At 70.1% G+C, this 15692-nt stretch carries 16 protein-coding genes; 7 read left to right on the plus strand and 9 right to left on the minus strand.

The genetic code is table 11. From position 1 onward, the window contains the following. Positions 1–15: 15 nt before the first annotated feature. From DMP23_RS08470 to DMP23_RS08480, 3 genes are all read right to left on the minus strand, one after another. Positions 16–1698 (minus strand): DUF2334 domain-containing protein, encoded by a 1683-nt coding sequence (locus tag DMP23_RS08470; RefSeq protein WP_337820692.1) that lies wholly within the window; start codon positions 1696–1698, stop codon positions 16–18. Then, a complete protein-coding gene (wecB, locus tag DMP23_RS08475) occupies positions 1695–2888 on the minus strand; it encodes a non-hydrolyzing UDP-N-acetylglucosamine 2-epimerase (RefSeq protein WP_337820693.1) in 1194 nt (397 codons plus the stop codon). The genes DMP23_RS08470 and wecB overlap by 4 nt, the downstream gene beginning before the upstream one ends. A 369-nt stretch (positions 2889–3257) precedes the next feature. After that, positions 3258–3743 (minus strand): carboxymuconolactone decarboxylase family protein, encoded by a 486-nt coding sequence (locus DMP23_RS08480; RefSeq protein WP_037810590.1) that lies wholly within the window; start codon positions 3741–3743, stop codon positions 3258–3260. 46 nt (positions 3744–3789) lie between these two features. Between DMP23_RS08480 and pdxR the strand changes: the two genes are divergently transcribed. The 4 genes from pdxR (at position 3790) to DMP23_RS08500 (ending at position 7856) form a co-directional block, all read left to right on the plus strand. Then, positions 3790–5187 (plus strand): MocR-like pyridoxine biosynthesis transcription factor PdxR, encoded by a 1398-nt coding sequence (pdxR, locus tag DMP23_RS08485; RefSeq protein WP_337820694.1) that lies wholly within the window; start codon positions 3790–3792, stop codon positions 5185–5187. Between the two features lie 221 nt (positions 5188–5408). Next, positions 5409–5585 (plus strand): CsbD family protein, encoded by a 177-nt coding sequence (locus DMP23_RS08490; protein ID WP_009082264.1) that lies wholly within the window; start codon positions 5409–5411, stop codon positions 5583–5585. Positions 5586–5693: 108 nt separating this feature from the next. After that, positions 5694–6302, plus strand: a complete 609-nt coding sequence (locus DMP23_RS08495) for an acyl-CoA-like ligand-binding transcription factor (RefSeq protein ID WP_037810592.1) — start codon at positions 5694–5696, stop codon at positions 6300–6302. 18 nt (positions 6303–6320) lie between these two features. Further along, on the plus strand, positions 6321–7856 hold the full coding sequence (locus DMP23_RS08500; protein ID WP_337820695.1) for an FAD-dependent monooxygenase: 1536 nt from the start codon (positions 6321–6323) through the stop codon (positions 7854–7856). Here the strand turns inward: DMP23_RS08500 and DMP23_RS08505 are convergent. Together DMP23_RS08505 and DMP23_RS08510 are read right to left on the minus strand one after the other, a co-directional pair. Then, complete coding sequence (locus DMP23_RS08505) at positions 7828–8637, minus strand: class I SAM-dependent methyltransferase (RefSeq protein WP_134729803.1); 810 nt, start codon at positions 8635–8637, stop codon at positions 7828–7830. The two genes, DMP23_RS08500 and DMP23_RS08505, sit on opposite strands and share 29 nt — an antisense overlap. A gap of 23 nt (positions 8638–8660) precedes the next feature. Then, on the minus strand, positions 8661–9482 hold the full coding sequence (locus tag DMP23_RS08510) for a class I SAM-dependent methyltransferase (protein WP_337820696.1): 822 nt from the start codon (positions 9480–9482) through the stop codon (positions 8661–8663). Positions 9483–9518: 36 nt separating this feature from the next. Between DMP23_RS08510 and DMP23_RS08515 the strand changes: the two genes are divergently transcribed. Continuing rightward, positions 9519–10949 (plus strand): xylulokinase, encoded by a 1431-nt coding sequence (locus tag DMP23_RS08515; RefSeq protein WP_337820697.1) that lies wholly within the window; start codon positions 9519–9521, stop codon positions 10947–10949. 13 nt (positions 10950–10962) lie between these two features. Beyond that, complete coding sequence (locus tag DMP23_RS08520) at positions 10963–11634, plus strand: alpha/beta hydrolase family protein (protein ID WP_337820698.1); 672 nt, start codon at positions 10963–10965, stop codon at positions 11632–11634. On the opposite strand, the gene DMP23_RS08525 is transcribed toward DMP23_RS08520, so the two are convergent. From DMP23_RS08525 to DMP23_RS08535, 3 genes are all read right to left on the minus strand, one after another. Continuing rightward, positions 11627–12331, minus strand: a complete 705-nt coding sequence (locus DMP23_RS08525; protein WP_134729810.1) for an anti-sigma factor family protein — start codon at positions 12329–12331, stop codon at positions 11627–11629. The two genes, DMP23_RS08520 and DMP23_RS08525, sit on opposite strands and share 8 nt — an antisense overlap. Next, complete coding sequence (locus tag DMP23_RS08530; RefSeq protein WP_037810598.1) at positions 12328–12867, minus strand: sigma-70 family RNA polymerase sigma factor; 540 nt, start codon at positions 12865–12867, stop codon at positions 12328–12330. The genes DMP23_RS08525 and DMP23_RS08530 overlap by 4 nt, the downstream gene beginning before the upstream one ends. A gap of 1096 nt (positions 12868–13963) precedes the next feature. Further along, a complete protein-coding gene (locus DMP23_RS08535; protein ID WP_043836823.1) occupies positions 13964–14200 on the minus strand; it encodes a hypothetical protein in 237 nt (78 codons plus the stop codon). A gap of 127 nt (positions 14201–14327) precedes the next feature. On the opposite strand from DMP23_RS08535, the gene DMP23_RS08540 reads away from it, so the two are divergent. Beyond that, positions 14328–15212: a hypothetical protein gene (locus DMP23_RS08540; RefSeq protein WP_337820699.1), complete on the plus strand. Its 885-nt coding sequence runs from the start codon at positions 14328–14330 to the stop codon at positions 15210–15212. A 19-nt stretch (positions 15213–15231) separates the two neighbouring features. Here DMP23_RS08540 and DMP23_RS08545 read toward each other — a convergent pair whose 3' ends face one another. Continuing rightward, positions 15232–15651: a DUF5709 domain-containing protein gene (locus DMP23_RS08545; protein WP_337820700.1), complete on the minus strand. Its 420-nt coding sequence runs from the start codon at positions 15649–15651 to the stop codon at positions 15232–15234. Between the last annotated feature and the right edge of the window lie 41 nt (positions 15652–15692).

The following is a 15692-nucleotide window of genomic DNA, read 5'->3' on the forward strand; positions in this document are numbered from 1 at the left end:
CCTTCCAGAACAAACTCAAGCAGCGACGGCGGCCGGGGACACGAAGCGATAGCCGAGCCCCTCGATGCCTTCGACCACCTTCCGGAGGTCGCCGATGCCGAGAAACGAGTGATAGTAGAAACTGACGACGCTGTCGGTCACCACGCGATGGGTTTTCGCGTCGGACAGGATGTCGTCGGCGGTGCGGGCGGCGTGCTGGTTGAACTTGGCCGGAGCCACGTTCCCGACATTCTCCGGCACCACGACAGTCCCGTAGACGTCGCGGACCGGATACGGGAAGAACTGGCCGTATACCTCGCGATAAGACACGTCTGTCCGTCCACAGTGGCCGCCGTCGCACTGACCGGCGTAGTAGCTTCCCCGGTCGTACCGCATCGGGAAGACCCGGCCCGCCTCCTGATAGTCCACAGCGGACCCGCCGTAATGCGGGAACTCGAACGCATCCGGCCGAGGCAGCCCGACCCGGTCGAACTCGGCGAGACCAGTCGCGACGCGACCGCGGAACCACTCCGGCGAATCCTCCGGCACCGGTCCGCTGAGCCGCACGTTGTCCTGGTGGTCGACGGTCGCGCGATAGAACTCGTAGTCCGCAGCGCTGGTTCCCGAATACGGATTGTCAGCCTCGTTGTACTGGTGACTGTAGCCGTGCATCACCAACGTTCCGCCCCGCGCGACCGCATCGCGCAGTGCCGCAACAAGTTCCGGACTGTCCACCAGTCGCGCGAACGTCGGCTTACCGCCGTTCGCCGCACCATGCGGGTCCGCGTAATACGGATACACCGCCAGCGAGAACGGCACGCCGTGCCCGCTGAGATAGTCGGTGATCGCCCGGACTTCAGCAGGCGGCGTACGCGGGCCGATGTCCTCGATCCGCACGAGAGCACGTCGACGTGCCGGAGCCTCCGGCGCGAGCGCGCCAAGGAGAATGTCCGCAGCCGCCAGATAACGATCACCTGCACCGACGTACGAATACGGCACTTCGGCGAGATAGGTGAACGATCCACTGTGGACTGCCCACGGCGACGACACTCCCTCGGCAGACTTCGCTTGCGCCAGCACCTTCGCCTCCGGCGACGTCACCCGCACGCCCACGACGTCGACGCCAGCATTGGGATCTCGCCGCAGGTCAGTGTCCCGATAGGACACCGTCGTGACTTTGTCCTCCCGGAACGGAGCCCACGTCCAACCCCACTTTCCGGCGAGCGCCGGCGTGTGGTCGAACAGCTGCCAGATGTTGCTGCCCATCCACACCACCGGCAGCCGAGTCCGGCTCAGGTCGTCCAGCAATGCGGACGGGAGCTGCGCGTCGTAGACCGTGCCGACGTAGACGACCGCCTGGTACTCGTTCAGCTGGCCGCTCCGGTAGTCCGCGGCGGGCAGCATTCGCCAAGCAGTAGAACGGGAAACGAGGTTCGCCGTCTGGATCGCGTTGGCCTGCGCCTCCTCGGCGACCTGGGTCGCAGGCGGACTCGGCCGCAACCGCCGCCCGTCGTCGAAGAGCACCAACGTGCGCCGGTCGTCCCGCCCGCCCGGGCCGGCCAGACCGATCTTCGGCTGCCGCTGCACCGGTTCGATCGGCGACGCCGCTTCCGAACCGGAGCCGTCGTCCGAGACCACCACGACGATCCCGCCCACCAGGCTGACCACCGCGATGACAATCATCCCGAGCCGCAACCACGCCGGGAACCGTTGGTTCACTGCACGACCTCAGCCCGCTCCGGGACGAACGGCTCCGGCACTTCATCGGTGAGCCCTAGCAGCCAGGCCACCGCCTGTTCGGTGCGTTCCGCGGCCCGGCCGTCGCCGAACGGGTTGGCGCGCGTGCTCATCGCCGCCCGCTGCGCCGGATCGGTCAGCAGCTTCGACGCGGTGTCCACAATGAGGTCGGCGTCCGTTCCGACGAGCTTCGCGCACCCAGCGTTGACGGCTTCCATCCGTTCCGTCGTGTCCCGCAGCACCAGCACCGGAACCTTGAACGTCGGCGCTTCTTCTTGAATGCCACCGGAATCCGACAGCACAAGCGAACTCGCCGCGATCGCCGCCGCGGTCTGCTCATACGGCAACGCCGGGGTCAGCACCACGCGCGGATGGCCAGCCAGCGCTTCGCGCACCGCCTCTTGCACAGCCGGGTTCGGATGCATCGGCAGCAGCACGCGAACGTCCGGATGCCGCGCCAGCAGCGTGTCCACAGCGGACAGAATGCGCGTCAACGGCTCGCCCCAGGACTCCCGGCGGTGCGCGGTCACCAGAACCAACCGGCACTCGCCCCGCGTCGCCGACTCGACCACGTCGCCGACCGCACTGTCGGCAAAGGACACTCCCCGGTCCGTCACCCGCGAAATCGCGTCCACCACAGTGTTTCCAGTAACCAAGAGGACACTGTCGTCGATGCTCTCGGCACGCAGGTTTTGCGCGGCCGCCGGAGTCGGGGCCAGGTGCAGGCTCGCGGTCTGTGTGACCAGCCGCCGGTTCAGCTCCTCCGGGAACGGCGACTGCAGATCGAACGATCGCAGCCCGGCTTCCAGGTGCACCACGGGAATCTTGCGCCAGAACGCGACCATCGCACCGGCCACAGTGGACGTCGTGTCGCCCTGCACGAGCACCGCCGCGGGCGGACGCTGCGCGGCGAGTGCGTCGAGGCCGGTGACCAGCTGCGAGAACAGCTCGGGCTGACCGCCGTCGACCCGGTTCAGGGTGAGCCGCAGGTCCGGGGTCAGCGAGAACGCGGCGAGCACCTGGTCGACCAGCTCCGGATGCTGCCCGGTCGCGACGAGCACCGGGTCCAGCCGTCCGGACCGGCGCAACTCCTGCACGACCGGCGCCATTTTGATCGCCTCCGGCCGGGTGCCGGCAATCAGCCAGACCACCGGTGCGTCACCCCGGGTCATCACGGAACCCCATTTCAGCGAGAGCGGACGCGATCCGGGAAACCGTCCCTGGATCGCGCCGACCACGCTAACTACGGCATCCGGAATCAACCTCACCCTCGCGGGTAAATCTCACCGTCAGTAGTCGCCGTCACAAGCGGTCAAGAAGACACCAAACCATTGCCCACCTTGTAGTTAAGCAGCTGCTTACTTGGCCATCCCTGGATGCACCAGTCCAGCCAAACACGCTCAGTAATCACACTGGATCGGTTAAGTCACCAATCCCGGAAAAGGGCACCCGAAACCCCGGGCGCCCGTTTTCCCTTCGCCGGGCAAACCGGCGGTATGCCGTCCCGCGATCCTGCTCACATAGGGGTCCAGACCACCAGGTCAATGCTTCCCCGGAACGTATTCGCCGGGCACCATCCGCGTCGTGACCGCGAACCGGTTCCACGCGTTGATCACGGTGATCGTCGCGATCAGCTGGGCCAGTTCGGCGTCCTCGAAATGCTCGGCGGCGCGGGCGAAGACGTCGTCGGGCACGAAGCCGTCGGTGAGCACGGTGACCGCTTCGGTCAGCTCCAGCGCGGCGACCTCCTTCGCCGTGTAGAAGTGCTTCGACTCCTCCCACGCGGAGAGCTGGATGACGCGCTCGCTCGTTTCGCCCGCGGCCAGCGCGTCCTTCGAGTGCATGTCGATGCAGAAGGCGCAGTGGTTGATCTGCGACGCCCGGATCAGCACCAGCTGCCGCAGCGCCGGGTCGAGGCCGTGCCGGGTCGCGGCGTCGAGGCGGATCATCGTCTTGTAGGCCTCGGGCGCCAGTTCCGCCATCTTGAGGCGGGGCGGTTGCACCGGAAGTCGTTCTGTCGTTGTCATAACTTCGACCCTACGAGCGATTGGCACTCTGTTATGGTCCATTTCCGTGCGCGCGGAGTGGGCCAGTTCGCTGAGTGAAGACCTCCACCTCGACCTGCGCGGGCCTCGCCTGCGCGACGGTCTGATGGAGGCCCTGCGGGACGCCATCCGCACCGGACGGCTCACCCCGGGCGCGAAACTGCCGTCCAGCCGCACGCTCGGCGCGGATCTCGGAATCGCCCGGAACACCGTGGCGCAAGCGTATGCGGAACTCGTCGCCGAAGGCTGGCTCACCGCGCGGCAAGGGGCCGCAACCCGGGTTGCCCCGCGCGCTGAGATCGCGGCCGCACCGGCCGTGCCGAAGCCTGCTTCGCGACACCGAATCGTGCACGACCTACGCCCCGGCCAGCCCGATCTGTCCGCGTTCCCCCGCGCAGACTGGCTTAAAGCCGCGCGCCGCGCCCTGACCGACGCGCCAGACGACGCGTTCGGCTACGGCGGTCCGTACGGCCGTCCAGAGCTACGTGAAGCCGTAGCCGCGTACCTCGCCCGTACGCGCGGCGTACGCGCACACCCGGACCAGATCATGCTCTGCACCGGTACGTCGCACAGTCTCATCGTGCTCGCCGAAGTACTGAAGCAACGTGAAACGCGAGCAGTCGCCGTCGAGTCATACGGCCTGCAAGTACATCGCGCACATCTCGCGAAGGTCGGCCTCGACACTCCGCAGCTGCCGGTGGACGCCGACGGCGCGAAGGTCGAACGCCTCGATGACTTGCCCGACGTCGGCGCGGTGTTGCTGACGCCGTCGCACCAGTTCCCCACCGGCGTCGCGCTGCATCCGGACCGCCGCGCCGCGGTGGTGGACTGGGCGCGCCGGACCGGCGGCCTGGTACTGGAGGACGACTACGACGGCGAGTTCCGCTACGACCGCAGCCCGGTCGGCGCGATACAGGGACTCGACCCGGAGCACGTGATTTACCTTGGCACCACAAGCAAAGCACTCGCCCCTGGCCTCCGGCTGGGCTGGATGGTGCTGCCGCCGCGGATCGCCAGGGCCGCCGCCGAGGTCAAGGGCGACCGCGACCCGTTCTCCGGCGTGCTCGACCAGCTCGCCATGGCCGAATTCATCACTTCGGGTAGCTACGACCGGCACATCCGCGCGATGCGGCTGCACTACCGCCGCCGGCGCGACCAGCTCGTCGCGGCACTGGCCGAACACGCGCCGAACACGCGGGTGACCGGGCTGTCCGCCGGTTTGCAGGTGCTGGTGGACGTCCCGTCCGGGGAGGAAGACGCGGTGGTGCAAGGGTCCGCGTGGCAGGGGCTGGCCATGCACGGGCTCGGCGCGTTCCGCCATCCCGACGCGCCCGCGGACCGCGACGCGCTGGTGATCGGCTACAGCACCCCGTCGGCCAGCGCGTGGTCGGGCGCGCTGGCGGCGCTGTGCCGCGTGCTGCCCTAGGTCACTCGACGCCGAGCCTGACCTCGGTCGATTTCACCAGCGCGGCGACCGGGATCTCCTTTCGCAACTTGACAGAACGCGTTCACCGCAAAGGGAAATCCGCCGCTTCGACGACGTCGGTGGCGAGGTTTCGAGGCGGTTCGCGCCGGGCACCGATTCGCGAGTTTGGCGCCCGGCAGAGCGGGTAGCCGAAGCGCGAGGCACGAAAGGGAGGACCCATCGTGAACGACAAAGCCGAGAACAAGGCCGAAGAGCTCAAGGGCCGCGCCAAGGAAGCCGTAGGCAACGCCACGGACAACGAGCAGTGGCAGGCCGAAGGCAAGGCGGAGCAGGGCAAGGGCAACCTCAAGCAGGCCGCCGAGAAGGTCAAGGACGCGTTCAAGAGCACGAAGGACTGACGCGTCGGCGAAGCCCGGGGCATCCGTGCCCCGGGCTTCTTCGCGCCCGCAAACTTGCGTAACACGCAAACTTTGCGCGTCGCGCAAGGAGCGCGCTATGGTGGTCTCATGACCGAGCGACCGAACCTGCGAGACCGCCGCCGCCAAGAGACCCGGGTCGACATCTCCTGGGCGGCAGTCCGGCTCACAGTCGAGCGCGGTCTGTCGAACGTGACAATCGAGGACATCGCCCGCGAAGCGGGAGTTTCGCCGCGCACCGTCAACAACTACTTCTCCAGCAAGGCCGAAGCGATCGTCGCCCGGCACCAGGACCGGGCTCGCGGGATCGCTGATCACCTCCGCGCGCGCCCGGCGTCGGAACCGCTGTGGACCGCGCTGCGGGAGGCGTCGCTCATGCAGCTCGACGCCGACCGCGGCACCTCCCCCGGCGGCGGCAACGATCCGCAATGGACGGCCGGCGTCCAGGTCATGATCGCCGAACCCGCGCTGGCGGGCGAATTCCTCAAAGCCAATGTCGCGGCCGAAGAAGCACTGGCCGAGGCGATCGCGGAACGCCTCGGCGCGGACGTCCACGATCTCCGCGTCCAGCTCATCGCCACCACCGCGGGCGGCGTGCTGCGGGCAGTCATCCAGGAGTGGCTGCGCACCGCCCCGTCCGCGGACCTGACCGCCATCGTGCACCGGGCGTTCGACACGCTCGCCGAGGTGCTTCCCTGATCCCGCAAGGAGATCCCCATGTCCGACATCGTCATCGCGGGCGCCGGGCCGAACGGCCTGATGCTCGCCGCCGAACTCTGCCTCGCCGGGGTCCGCCCCGTCGTCCTGGAACGGCTCGCCGAACCTGACGGGGTGCGCCGTGCCAACGGTCTCGTCGGCCAGGTGGTGCCGCTGCTGCACCGGCGCGGGCTGTTCGAGAAGCTCGCCGAGGTCCCCGAACCCACGCCGGTCCCGCGGTTCGTCTTCGGCGCGTTCCCGGTCGAATTCGCCGATCTGCCCAGAAATCCGATGTACATCCTGCCGAAGCCGCAGCACGAACTGGAGCAGATGCTGATCGAGCACGTCCGCGCGCTCGGCGCCGATCTCCGCCGCGGCCACGAAATCACCGGCTTCACCCAGGACGAGAACTCGGTGACCGTGCAGGTGCAGGGACCGGACGGGCCCTACGAACTCGCCGCTGAGTACCTGGTCGGCGCGGACGGCGGACGCAGCACGGTGCGCAAGCTCGCCGGGATCGACTTCCCCGGGGTCAGCTGGGACGAAACCGTGTCCCGCAGCGCGAATGTGCGGATCCCGCAGTCCTTCGTCGATCCGGTGACCGGCGGGCTGAAGCTGGAGACCGGCGTCATCCCGCCGTTCCAGCACCACCGGACAGAAACCGGGTTGTTCGTGTTCGCGCCGTTCGATCCGGCGAACCCGGCGCTGTCAGTCACCGAACACAGCGGCGCCGCCGATTTCGCCGAGGACGATCCGCTGACCATGGAAGAACTGCGCGCGAGCGTGCAGCGGGTGCTTGGGGTCGATCTGCCGCTCGAACCGCCGTCCGGTCCCGGCCCGTTCCTGCTGCGCAGGCTGTCCGGCGGCAACACCCGGATCGCCGAGACCTACCGGCGGGGCCGGGTGCTGCTGGTCGGCGACGCGGCCCACGTGCATTCCGCGCTCGGCGGCCCGGGGCTCAACCTCGGTCTGCAAGACGCGGCGAACCTCGCGTGGAAGCTCGCCGCGGAGGTGCGGGGCTGGGCTCCGCCGGGGCTGCTCGACAGTTACGAGGCCGAGCGCCGTCCGGTGAGCGAGCGCGTCGTGATGCACACCCAGGCGCAGAGCGCGCTCGTCGCGCCCGGCCCGGAAGTCACCGCGCTGCGCGAATTCTTCGTCGAACTGCTCGACTCTCCGGATACGCGGCAGCACATCGCCGACCTGATGTCCGGCGCGGACATCCACTACGGCACCGACCCGGACAGCGGCCGGTGGGCTCCCGACTTGCCGCTCGCCGACCCAGGCCCGCTGACCGCCGCGTACCAAGCCGCGCGCCCGGTACTGCTGGACCTGACGCCCGGCGCGGTGCTCGCCGACGTCGCTGCCCCATGGGAAGACCGCGTCACCACCGTGTCCACCACGGCAACCGGCGATGCACCCACCGCGCTGCTCATCCGTCCGGACGGTTACGTCGCCTGGTCCTCCACCGACGCCGAGCCGGACGTCGAAGCGCTGCGAACCGCGCTCACGCAGTGGTTCGGCGCACCGGTCAGGTCAGCCGTGTCGTCGCTACGTTGACGAGCGCCCCGGCCGGGAGCGTGCCGTCGGGGGTCACCAGCGGCCGGGACGCCACCTTGAACGCGGTCCGCAGCCCCAGCAGCTGCGTCTCGTCCAGGGCTTCGACCTGGTAGTAGGTGTCGTGGCAGGTCTGCCAGACCGAATCCGGCGTGCCGGAGAGGTCCACCCGCAGCTGGTGCCATTCGACCGGCGCGAATCCGGCCGGGCCGAGCAGCGCGTCGAGGCCTTCGCGGGTGCGGCTGCGCGGGTCGCCGGAGGTCGGCACCTGCCGGTCCTCGGCCACCACCGCGAAGAGCGGCCGGGCGACCTTCAGGAACACCTCGAGGGCGTCGGTCCCGCCGCCGCCCACGCCGATCACGAAGGCGCCGCCGGGCCGCAGCACGCGGGCGGTCTCGGCGATCACCTTCTCGACATCGGACATGAGCATCAGCGCCATGTGCGACACGACCGCGTCGTAGCTGTCGTCCTCGAACGGCAGTTCCTGCGCGCGGCCGGGTCGCAGGTCCGCGTCGGCGAGCCCAGCCCGGGCGCGCGCGACCTCCAACTGCTTGGCGGAAAGGTCGATGCCGGCGAGCTTTCCGGTACCGCGACCGGCGAGCACCGCCAGCAGCGCGCCGTCCCCGCAGCCGAGGTCGAGCACGCTGTCCGGCTTGCCGACGTGGTCGGCGAACGCCTCGTACACCGAGCGTCCGTCGACCCGGCCCCGCTCGGCCAGTTCGGACGCGGCTGCCGGGTTCCGGTCGTGAAAATCGCGGAGGAACTCTTCGGCAGGCGTCATCATGTCCGAGACGGTAGCGCGAACGGTCACTTCAGCAGTTCCGTTTTCGCCAGGTTGACGCACAGCCCCGCCGGAAGGAGGCCGTCCGCAGTGCGCAGGTGCTCGGTCTCGGCGAAGAAGGCCGAGCGGAGCCGGGCCAGTTGGGCGTCGTCGAGGGTGTCGGTCGAGTAATACGATTCGCAGCACAACGTCCACACCTCGTCCGGTGTGGCGGTCAGGTCGATCTCGTACGGCTCCCAGGAAACCGGCGCGAACCCGGTCGGAGCGAGCACCTCGTCGATCCCCTCGCGGTTCGACGTGCGCCGCTCGGCGGTGTAGGTGGCCCGCCGTTCCTCCGGCACCTCGCGGAACAACGGCCGGGCCAATTCGAGAAACACCGGCGTCGCGCCCGTCGATTCAGGACCGCCGACGACCAACGCGAAGGTCCCGCGCGAAACCAGCACCCGCGCGAGCTCGGCGGCGACCGCCTCGGGGTCGTCCATGAGCATGAAGGCCATGTGCGACACAGCCGCGTCGTAGCTGTCATCCTCGAACGGCAGCTCCTGCGCGCGACCGTGATGCAGCCTCGCGTCGGCCAGCTCGGGCCGTTGCCGGGCAAGGTCCAGCTGCCCCGAGGACAGGTCGACGCCAGCGAGCTTTTCCGCGCCACGGCGGGCCAAAACGGCCAGCAGCGCACCGTCGCCGCAGCCGAGATCGAGCACCCGGCGCGCGGGCGCGACCCGGTCGGCCAGCACCTCGTAGCTCGTCCGGCCGTCCCCGGTCACCCGGCCGGACTCGATCAGCACGGACATCGCGTCCGGTTTGCGATCGTGGTACTCGCGCAGGTAATTCTCCGCGGCAGAGGTCATGCACCGACGGTAGCGAATTCCTGGTACCCCTGTGGCATGGACGAAGAAGCTCTGCTCGGCATCGACGTCGGCACGACCGCGGTGAAAGTCGCGGCGTTCGCGCCGGACGGCCGGGAACTCGCGGCGCATTCGGTGCCCTACCCGATCGCGCGGCCGCGTCCCGGCTGGGCCGAACAGGACCCGGAAGACTGGTGGCACGCAACGGAAACCGCGCTCGACACGGTCCTTTCCGGACTCCCCGCCGGTGCGGTGCACGCGGCCGGGATCGTCAGCCAGGTCAACACCCACCTACTCGTCGACCGAGACCTGCGGCCGCTCACCCCGGCGGTGATCTGGCAGGACCAGCGCTGCGCGGAGGTCGCCGCGGAACTCGACGCACGCTTCACCGACGACGACAAAAAACGCATCTGGGGCGGACCGATCGTGCTCGATGCGTCGTTCGCCGGAGCCCGCGCCGCGTGGTTCGCGCGCGAGCTGCCGGAGCTGTGGTCCCGTGCGCGATGGATGCTGAGCCCCAAGGACTTCATCGGCGCGCGGCTCACCGGACGCGTCGCGACCGACCTGCTGTCCGGCGTGCGCATCGCGGGCGCGTCGGGTTATCTGCCCGAAGCGGTCGCGCTCGTGGACGGACTCGGCGACCGGCTGCCGGAACTGCTCGCTCCCGAGGAACCCCTCGGCCACGCTGCCGTACTGGGCGACGCCCCGGTTGTCGTCGGGACCATGGACGCGTTCGGCGCCGTTTTCGGTACCCGCACAACAGAACCCGGCCGCGCCATGGTCACCTGCGGGACGTCGCTGGTCGTCGCGGCCGCCTCGCACCGGCACGAATCGGTCCGCGGCCTGGTCACCTTCCCGCCGCGCGGCGACCTCGTCGTGCATGCCGGACCAACGCAAGCAGCGGGCGACGCGGTGCGCTGGTGGAGCCGAGCGTCCGGACTGTCCGTGCCGGACGTGTTCGCTTCCGCCGCGGACGGCAGGCCCGGGGTGGTTTTCCTGCCGCACCTGCAAGGCGAACGCGCCCCGCTGTGGGATCCGGATCTGCGCGGCAGTTTTCTCGGGCTGACCTCGTCCACCACCACCGCGGACCTGTCGCGAGCCGTCCTCACCGGAGTCGCGTTCTCCGCACGGCACGTGCTGGAAACTGTCGAAGAAGCCTGCGGCGAAACCCTTCCGTCGGTCACGTTCTCCGGCGGCGGCGCACGCAGCGACCTCTGGACCCAGCTCCACGCCGACGCGCTGTCCCGCCCCGTCGAACGCCTCCGCGTGCACGACAGCGCAGCGCTCGGTGCCGCCCTGCTCGGCGCAGTCGGCGCGGGCCGGTACCCAGACGTCGAAACCGCCGCGGCCGCGACCGTCGCCGTCGAGCGCACCTTCACGCCCGACACGGACCTGACCGGCCTATACGAGGCGTATCGCGCGGCGCACGAAGGGCTGGCACGAGTGCACGAACGGCTGGCGCGGTGGTGATCTAATGGCCAGCATGAAGACCCTCCGCTACGGCAGCGAGCCCAGCCAGTTCGTCGAACTCCACGGCACCCCGGGCGGGCGAGGCACCGCGATCCTGCTCCACGGCGGATGGTGGCGCGCCCGGCACGACCTGCACCAACTCGACCCGATGGCCGCCGACCTGGTCGCCGCGGGCTGGTACGTGGCGAACGTCGAGTACCGCCGCATCGACGGCGACACCGGCGGCTGGCCGCGAACCCTCGACGACGTGCGCGCCGCGATCGCCGCCGTCGAACGACCGGCCGAGCTGCCGACGGTCGCGATCGGGCACTCCGCGGGCGGACACCTGGCGCTGCTGGCCGGCGGACTTTCCGGGGTCGTCGCGCTGGCCCCGATCACCGACGTCCCGCGCGCCCGGACCGAGGAACTGGGCGAAGGCGCCGCCGGACTGTTCCTGACCGGCGACGACCCCGCGGCGTCGCCGATCCAGCAGCTCCCGCTCGGCTGCCCGCAACTGGTCGTGCAAGGCGACGCCGACGTCCGGGTCCCCGTTGCGCACAGCCGCGACTACGTGGCCGCGGCGAAGGCGGCCGGCGACGACGTGGATTACGTCGAACTTCCCGGCGTCGACCACTTCCGCCTGATCGACCCGGCCGACGAGCCGTGGCAGTCCGCCCGCGAATGGCTCGACCGGCGGTTCAGCTGACGTCCGCCTCGACGAACCGGTGCCCGGCGGTGTTCTCGATGACCACCGCCGCCACCTGCGCCGGATCGATCACCGCCGTTCCGTAGAGGTACGCGCCGTCCCGCGCCGCCCGCTCCGAGACCATCCAGCCGCCCGCGACCTGCCGCTCGCCGTTCTTGCTCAGCACGACGAGCAGGCATTTCTGTCCAGCCGGAATGCCCGTCACCGAACCGTCCACGCGCACCCAGCCGGTTTGCGGCACGATGTTCGCGGTCAGCCGGGTCTTGCCGCTGGCATCCGCACCGGAAACGACCCGCGTGCCAGGAACCGCGCTGGTCGGCGGCGGCGTAGTCGGCACCGCCACCGCGGGCCCGGACGAACTCCGCCCCACCATCACCCCGACGCCCAACGCGACCGCAGCCACCACGACCGCGGCGGCGATCGCCATCGACCGCCCCCGCCCAGCCCGCGCGCTCGACTCCGCCCGGACCTGGCCGACGGTCCGCTGCAACACCAAGTCCGCCCCCACCGGCGGCCCGTCCAGCAATGCCTCCGGCGGCAATTCGCCGAGGAAACTCTGCACCTCCCGCAGAGACGCGGCCTCCGCCCGGCAGCGCTCGCAGCCGTCCAGATGCGCCTCGACGTCGCGCTGCTCGCCCGAGGCGAGCTGACCGGTCAGGTACCCCGCCAGGTCGACGTGCTCGTCGGCTGTGTTCATCCGGCCACCCCTTCCGCTCGCCGGAACTCTTCCCGCAACGCCCGCAACCCGTAATACGAGCGGGACTTGACCGTGCCCGGCGGAATCCCGAGCCGCTCCGCCGCCTCCGCGACGCTGCGCCCCTGCAGATACATCTGCTCGAGGACCTCGCGATGCTCCGGAGAAAGCCCGTCGAGCGCGGCGAGCACCACCATCGAGTCGACGACCTGATCGGCATGATCCCGCTCGACCGGCCCGCCCGACGGCGACTCGGCCACCTCCTGCGGCCGCGCCTCCTTCGCCCGGAACCGGTCGATCACCAGGTTCCGCACGACGGTGAGCAACCACCCGCGCACCGACCCGCGCCCATTGACCAGGCTGTCCGGACTCCGCCACGCGCGGACGAGCGCCTCCTGCACCACGTCCTCCGCCGCCGCGCGGTCGCCGAGCAGCCGGGTGGCGTAGGCGAGCATCGCCCGCCCGTGCTCCTCGAAAAGCGCACGGACCAGCGCCTCGTCCGCAACCGCCCGCCGGTGACGGGCCCTGAACCCGGCCATGCCCCCGATCATCCCCCCGGTCGGGCCCGATTGTCGCGCAGCCGAGGTGTGTTGCTTGTTGCCCGGTGCCGGTGCCTCCTGGTTCCTGACGCGCCGAACGGCTCTGGTGTCGCCCAGCCGATCGGCGCGGGCCCCGGTTTTCCTGATGCCGCTTCCGCAGTGGGCGGGGGCTCCCCGATCGCGGCAGTTCCCGGCCTGCGCCCACCCTTCCCAGCACGGCGTCCGCGCTCGCGGCGGCTCCCCGATCGGCGCGAGCCCGTTTTCCTGGGGACGCTTCCGCACTGGACATCCGCTCCCCGACCGGTGCAGTCCCCCGCCCCTTCCGGCACCGCGTCCGCCCTCGCGGCGACTCCCCGATCGATACCCGCCCACCAGCGTGGTTCCGCCGACACGATCGGGGAACGCGCCGCCTGCGGGCCCCGGACCTGGGCTAAGTTCGCAACTGATCCAGCCGGAAGGCTTGCTCACCAGGTCGGCGCACGCCGGTGTCGTGCACTGGGATCACCGCCCCGGCCGCCCGACCGCCCTGGAGCCGCCGGGAGCGCTGCGCACACCGCCCTCCCGGCGGCTCCGGGGCACCCTGGGCCTGTTTCGTTCCCGGCCCTCGCGGCTGCTCCGGCTCCGACGGGGATGGGGATGCAACGTCCAGGTGGGCTGTGCTGCGGTTCGTTCCAGGGCAGTTGGGGTTGCTCGACCACGGCAACTCTCGCTGCCATTCGCTCCACGGCATCCGTGGCTGCGCCACCATCGCAGCCCGGCCCCGCCGCGTTCAGGCGCCTCTCGCCACCACCGCGATCCCTGAACAGGCAACTCTCACTGGCGCTCGGCCAGCAACCATCGCATCCGGGCAACTCTCACAATGCCGCGATCTTGAACCCCCGCTGCCGGACTCGCCGCACCGGCGGCCATCGCATCAGGCCGGATCTCGGCAGAGCACGACGGCGTTCATCCACAGCCCGGCACCTTCTCCCCAGCCGCCGCTCAAACCGGCACGTTCTCCACGTCCGCCGCTCAAACCGGCACGTTCTCCACGTCCGCCGTTCAACCGCCCAGCCCCACCGGCCTGCCCCCGCGAGCCAGTCAGTCCACAAAGGACTCAAGCGGCAGCAACACCGAGATCCGTCAGCACGACCGGGCTCGCCGGCGCACCTCGGCGGCGGGCGATTCTCACCAGGCCCCGGCGGCGCAAGCGGTCCATCGCCTGCGTCTCCCACAGCGGGACCCTCCCGCCGACCGACCACAGGTAGCACTCCCCGGCTAATCCGTTGTGGACCACCACCAGCCCGCGCCGGACGTCGTCCAGTGCGTGTACGTCCTCCTCGACGAGCACCATGACCGGCTCCCTCCGTCCCCTTCATGGTGAAACGTCCGGGGCCGCCCGCACATCCGGGAATCCACCTCAGGGGTTCCCTGGAGAAATGGGGTCGCCCCCGCCCCGCGGACCTGGCAGGATCGGGCATGTGCGGCCGCCGACGATCGCGTGCGACGAGTCCGGCTCCGAGGGCGTGAACCTGGTCGGCGCGAACACCGCGGTATTCGCGCACGCCGCCGTCCGGCTGGAGCCCGCGGCTGCTGCGGAATGTGTTGCGCGGCTGCGGGAATTCATCGGTTCGCCCGCGCTCGAATACAAAGCCAACCATCTCCTGCGCGCCAAGAACCGCGCTGCCCTGGAGTGGCTGCTCACCGAACCCCTCGCCGACGCCGCCAGCGTCCTGCTCGTCGACAAAACCCTGTTCCTCGCGGGCAAAATCGTCGACCTGCTCGTCGACCAGACCCCCTACCCGGAATGCCTGCGCCACCGTCCGGACGACCGCGCCCGCGCCTTGCACCGAGACGGCCCGCGCATTCACGGCACCCGGCGCTGGACCGAATTCCTGCGCTCGTTCACCGGCCTGCTGCGCACCTCGAACCGCCGCCTCCCCGCGACCACCCCCGCCGAGTTCTTCGCCCAGACGGACGTCCTCGGCGAACTTGTCGCGGCTCGCCCGCAGGTGACCGCACTGCGCGACGAACTCCTCGCCGACCCTGGTCTCGTCTCGCCGATCGACCCGTTGATGCCCGCGCTCGCCGACACGATCGCGTTCTGGCGTCCGGAACTGGTCATCCACGACGAGCAGCCGTCCCTCACTCCGGCCCGGCTCGCCCAGCTGCTCGATCCGGTGCCGCGGTGGCGATTCGTCGACTCGAGGTCCGAACCGCGGGTCCAGCTGGCCGATTTCCTGGCCGGAGTCGCCCGGCGGCTCACCGAGGAAACCCTGCACGGCGGCGGGGACCCGGAACTGGTCAAGCTGCTGCGGCCGTATGTGCTTCCGGCGTCGGTCTGGATCGGGGATCCGGCGGACTAGCCCCGGTGCTGCCGGCCGGTCACAAATCCCGCGGGTTGACGACGTGCACCGCGGCTTCCTCCGCCGAGGCCGCGCCTCCGTCGATGCCGATGTCCGAGGCGTACAGCTCGTCGTCGGTGTCCGGGCCGAAGCCCGCGTTGGCGGCCACCAAGCGGCCCGCGCGGAAGTCGCCGACCTCGTCGTCCACGAGTTCGCCGTCGGTGTCGTCAGTGTCGCCGAGACCGTCGCCGTCGGTCGCGCGGATGTCCGGGAGTTCGCGGGCCAACCTCCCCGCCCAGCTTTCCCCGGCGGCTTCTTCCGCGGCGGTGGTGCCCCAGTCGCGAGTCGCGAGTGGACGTTCCGGCGGCGAATAACCCTCGTCGTAGGGGTCGCCGTCCTCCAGGGTGTCTTCAGGATCCAGCACGCCGGTGTCGGCGTTGTCTTCGATGTCGTCGTCCACTGCTCCTCCTTCCCGCGTGCCCAGGTTACTGCCGCCCGCTA

It is taken from the genome of Amycolatopsis sp. A1MSW2902 (genome assembly GCF_017312175.1).
Taxonomy (GTDB): Bacteria; Actinomycetota; Actinomycetes; order Mycobacteriales; family Pseudonocardiaceae; genus Amycolatopsis; species Amycolatopsis nivea.